The following is a 5,217-nucleotide window of genomic DNA, read 5'->3' on the forward strand; positions in this document are numbered from 1 at the left end:
CAGTAGTTTTACCCACTACAGAAATTATAGAGCCTTAATAAATCAAAAAGGCTTGTTAAAGCCTTTTTATGTTATGATCTTTCCACGGTATTACCTTCGGAAATTATTAAAAAAGGTTTGGGAGTTATCCCAATCCTTTTTATCCTTTTAAGTTTTATAATACGTTAAACAGATAGTTATTTGTTTTTAGTTAGAGCTTTTCGAATTAAATCTGCAGGGATGATCAAAACCGCGATAAGAAGTGCAACGATATAGTGTTGAACGTCCATTGGAACGGTACTAAATACTTTACCACCGAATTGAATAATCAAGGTTTGAACGACAGCAATAGAAATCATTACAATTGAGAATTTCTTGTTTTCGCCGATATGTTCAAAAACATTGAATCCATTACTACGTGTATTAAGTGAGTTGAAAATGACAGCATAGATAAATACTGTAAAGGTGAATGTTGTTACCATTTCAAAGTTGCCAGTTCCATTTGTGATAAAGCCTTGGATACCACCAACATTTTTAAGAATAGCTAAACATACAAGAGTAATGAAGACGCTAGCTACACCAATAGCAGATTTCATATAGCCAGTAAGAATATTTGCCTTCTTAGCAACTGGCTTTTCATTCATGTAACGATCTAGGGTAGGCTCTTCACCAAAGGCAAGGGCAGCAAGTGTGTCCATGATAAGGTTAATCCAGAGAATTTGGATAATTGTAAATGGTTCTTTGAGGCCCAAAAGTGGTGAGAGAAGTGACATAGCAATTGTAGTCACGTTAACGGTTAATTGGAAGATAATGAATTTACTTACTGACTTACTCATAGTACGTCCATAGAGGACAGCTTTCTCAATAGAAGTCAATGAGTTATTCAAGATAACGATATCTGAGGCTTCACGTGCGACTTCAGTACCATCACCCATTGAGAATCCGACATCAGCTGATTTGAGGGCAGGTGAGTCATTGACCCCATCACCCGTCATACCAGCGACCATATCGAGGTCTTGAGCTGCCTCAATAAGACGTTTTTTATCCATTGGAAGGGCACGACTGACCACTTTTAAGTGAGGCAATTGTTGTTTAAGTTCTTGATCTGAAAGGGCAGAAAGTTCATCGTGAGTAAGAACAAGGTCATTTTGACCAGTAACGATACCGGCTTCTTTAGCGATAGCAACAGCGGTTTCTTTACGGTCACCAGTTACCATAACTACTTGAACACCTGCACGGTTCATTGTTTCAACAGTTTGTTTGATTGAAGAACGAACGTTATCACGGATACATACGATACCAATCAAGACTTTATCATTACCATCTGTATTGAGGATAGCAAGTAAACGCATTGAACGGTTAGCTTGTTCCAATGATAATTCTTGGAAACGAGCTTTAATATCATCTGTAAAGTTTTGTTTATTACCATCTTTATCAAGATAGTAGTAGCAGTCATTTAGGATGAATTCTGGAGCACCTTTGATGTAGGTTTTTCCATCGTTGGTCGTTACACTTGCGAATTTTGTTGCTGAGTTGAATTGTTGCTTCTCAGTAATTGTATTTGTATCAAAATCAAGTTGAGAACGACCAATAAGGAAATCAAGAAGTGCACGGTCAGTGGCGTTACTACCAACAGCACTGCCATCAGCTACCATGGCGTCGTTATTAAGACCGATACCATTAATCATTTCAGCTTTAAGGCTATCTGACATTGTGTCAAAATCAGGAGCGTCAGTTTCACCAGTAGCTGCATAAAGTGTTCCATCAGCAAGGAAGAAGTCAACTACAGATAGTTTACCTTCAGTGATAGTACCAGTCTTATCACTGAAGAGGATATTCATGTATCCGGCTGTTTCAATGGTATCAGGATGGCGAACCAGGATATTTTGAGCTAAAAGTCGTCCTGAGTTCATTGAAGAAACGAGTGCCAACATCATCGGAAGACCTTCTGGAACGGCCATGATGATGATTGTAACCGCAAAGAGAATCGTTTCAATGATAAGAAGGAAGATTGAACCACCATTGAGGTTATTAGCCTTATTGAGGGCAATAAAGCCTAAAACAAGGTTGATTACTGAATATGCAGCACCTGCACTATAACCGAGGACACCGATGTTTCCAGCAAGCTTGTTGAGTTTTTCTTTGGATGGTGAATCTTTACTATCTTCTTGAAGAGAAGTATTGATGCTTCCTAGAACAGTATTATCACCAATTTGTGTAGCTTCCATAACGGCTTCACCTGAAGTAACAACTGTACCACGGAAGACTTTGAGCTCTGTAAAGAGGTCGGAAGAGTCTGGTTCTGCTTGATCACCAAGAGGAAGTTTCTTAGCATCTTCACTTTCACCATTAAGGACAGCTTGGTTTACTTTTAACTCACCTTCCAGTATGATACCGTCAACTGGAATCTTGTCCCCTGATTGAAGGAGAATTTGATCACCTTTTACAATATCATCAACAAGAACTTCTTTAAGTTTACCATCACGATAAACCTTAGCATTAGTTTTTGAAGCCTCTTCTTGAAGAGTGTTGAATTTTTGCTCATTTCGGTATTGTGAGACTGCTGAGAATCCTGTAGACATCAAAATGGCGAAAATTAGTGAGATAGCCTCATACCAGTTGGCTTCACCAATAGCAGGGAAAATCATTCCAACAAAGTTGAAGATGATTTTTAATCCTAAGGCAGCCAAGAGGATAAGAATCCATTGATCTTGGAAGGCTTCGATAAAGATTGAGAGGAGCGAGTTAGCCTCTTTACTAGAGAGCCTATTATCGCCATGGGCGTTTTTACTTGCTTGAACTTCAGCAGAAGTCAAGCCTTTAAATTTTTTCATTTAAGGTTTGTATCCTTTCTAAATTATTACTGAATTTTAAGGCTAGTAAATTATAAGCCAAAAAGCTTATCATTACAGTCACGATAACTGAATAACTATCAGTAAGTATTATACTTTATTTTACTATTAAATTGTTGATTTTTTACCAATAGAATATTGAAGTTTCTTTTGTCTTTAGCAAGAGTAGGGGAGAACAAAAAACTTGTATTTTTTCGTTAAATATAATTATATCCTTCCACCTTCAATTCATACAAGCCTCTCACCGCATTGCATCCGTAGATGGCCTGAGCCTGTTCCATATCTTTTACGGTCAAGACTTTTTCTTTAAGCTTATTATCAGCAATTAGGCTTTGTCTGTAGATGCCATTTAAGAGGCCGAGGTGAACGGGTGGTGTGTAGAGTTGGTCCTCGATTTTAAGCACAATGTTACCGATAGAGGTTTCTAGGAGTTGCCCCTCATGATTATAATAGATTTGTTCGTGAGGTTCGATACTAAGGTGAGGACGGTAACTTGTTTTGAAGAAGGTATAGGGGCTATCCAACGTATGCCTTTGCTCAACTAACCTTGCTTGGCAGAAGTCATTGGATAAGTTTGTTAATTGGGTATGTTCAAACTTCAGTTCACCATCTTTTGCAAGTGACATTTTAAGACGGTAATCTTTGTCAAAGTCTAGTGATTGGCACAGAGCTTCGACTTGATAGTGAGCTTTTTCTGCATTGAAAGGATAGTCAAAGTAGCGACTACTCTCTTGCAAGCGTTTCATATGCTCCTCAAGAAATAGCAGTTTTCCTTGGTGGACACGAGCAGTTGAAATGAGATCGAATTTGGGGTTCTGACGGTATAGAACAGCAGCTTTTTGCTTTGTTTCTTCATATTCAGCTTCCCAGTTGCTGTCCCAGGTAATACCTCCTCCGACACCATAGATAGCCTTGGTTCCTTCCATTTGTAGTGTCCGAATGGCCACGTTAAAAATACTAGGTCCCTGTGGCACCAAGATACCAATAGCTCCACAATAAACACCTCGAGGCTGTTTTTCAACCTTCTTAATAATCTCCATGGTTGCTATTTTTGGGGCACCTGTAATCGATCCGCATGGAAAAAGGGCTTGGAAGACATCATTTAAACGACTATTTGGTAGGAGTTGCGTCTCAATAGTTGAAGTCATTTGCCAAACCGTAGAGTATTGTTCAACTTGGCAAAGGCTCTTGACATCTTCACTTCCTATTTTTGAAATACGATTCATGTCATTTCTAAGTAGATCGACAATCATCATATTTTCAGAGCGATTTTTCTGATCCTGAGCTAGCCAATGGGCTTGTTTGAGGTCAGTTTCAGTTGTTAAACCACGATTGGTGGTACCTTTCATTGGACGAGTGGTCAGTCTATCACCATCTTTTTTAAAGAAGAGTTCTGGACTTATGGAAATGATAGAAACATCATCGTGCTGAATAAAGGCATTGTAATGTGCATTTTGCTCAACAACCAATCGGTTATAGATGGCAAAGGGATCAGCTGTCAGCTTCTGTTGAAGTTGAACAGTATAATTAACCTGATAAGTATCACCTTGTCGAATATGGTGGTGTATTTGCTCAATAGCAGCCTTGTATTCCTCTGCAGAAGTTAGCTCTTGCCAAGATTCTGGTAGGGAAATTGGCTCATAAGTAAGTGGAATAGGCTCTGTTTGAACAGTTTCATGAATAGTGAAGTAGAGGAGATACTCTGACATTAATGGACCATCAATAACCTGAAATTTTGTCTCGAAGGCAGGGGCAGCTTCATAGGAAACATAACCTACTGCATAATAGCCCTTATTTTGATAGGCTTCGACTTCAGCTAAGAGATGCTTAACTTCCTTAATGTTCTTTGTTTTTAGTTCTTTAATGGCGTCTGTAAAAATTTGTCTGACACCAAGTTCTTTAAAATCAATAACAGTTTTCTTATGCATACTTAGAGTATAACATAAGAAGTTTCCCTCTGGTTCTTTTTCATGTTTTAATTCTCTTTCTCAAAATTCTAACCAAAAATGAACTTTTCAGATAGTTTTACATATGTTATAATGATAGGGACTAAAAGAAGATTTTAGAGGGAAATATGACTGAAAAAAATAACTTTGAGAAAGGCAACAGCAGTCTTTCAAACCATAAAATGAAAAAAGGCACTTCTAAGAATTCATGGAAGCATCAAATGTATGAGCTAGAAATTGCCATTGCTAAAGAGTCAAGTAACAAAAGAAGAAATGAACTCATTAAAATCCATAATGGCTATATGAGTGAGTATGATAGCTTAAAGAAACAAATCATTTGGTTAGCCGTATTAGGAATTTGTTTCTTATTAGTATTGGTAGTTTTTGGTTATTTTATTTGGAATAGTTACAATAGTGAAAATATGTCTTATACATCATCT

The 5,217-nt window shown here is 37.8% G+C and carries 3 protein-coding genes; 1 reads left to right on the plus strand and 2 read right to left on the minus strand.

Annotated elements, in window-relative coordinates; all coding sequences use genetic code 11:
* Nucleotides 1-176: 176 nt before the first annotated feature.
* Together HMPREF2637_RS02955 and pabB are read right to left on the minus strand one after the other, a co-directional pair.
* The gene (locus tag HMPREF2637_RS02955) at nt 177-2,813 is read right to left on the minus strand and encodes a calcium-translocating P-type ATPase, PMCA-type (RefSeq protein ID WP_070839059.1); all 2,637 of its coding nucleotides are present in this window, start codon (nt 2,811-2,813) and stop codon (nt 177-179) included.
* A 215-nt stretch (nt 2,814-3,028) separates the two neighbouring features.
* Nucleotides 3,029-4,759, minus strand: a complete 1,731-nt coding sequence (pabB, locus tag HMPREF2637_RS02960; RefSeq protein WP_064525035.1) for an aminodeoxychorismate synthase component I — start codon at nt 4,757-4,759, stop codon at nt 3,029-3,031.
* A 146-nt stretch (nt 4,760-4,905) separates the two neighbouring features.
* On the opposite strand from pabB, the gene HMPREF2637_RS02965 reads away from it, so the two are divergent.
* On the plus strand, nt 4,906-5,217 hold a 312-nt coding region (locus HMPREF2637_RS02965), incomplete at its 3' end, for a hypothetical protein (RefSeq protein ID WP_070839061.1).

This window comes from Streptococcus sp. HMSC065H07 (genome assembly GCF_001837325.1).
In the GTDB taxonomy this organism is placed as follows: Bacteria; Bacillota; Bacilli; order Lactobacillales; family Streptococcaceae; genus Streptococcus; species Streptococcus salivarius_H.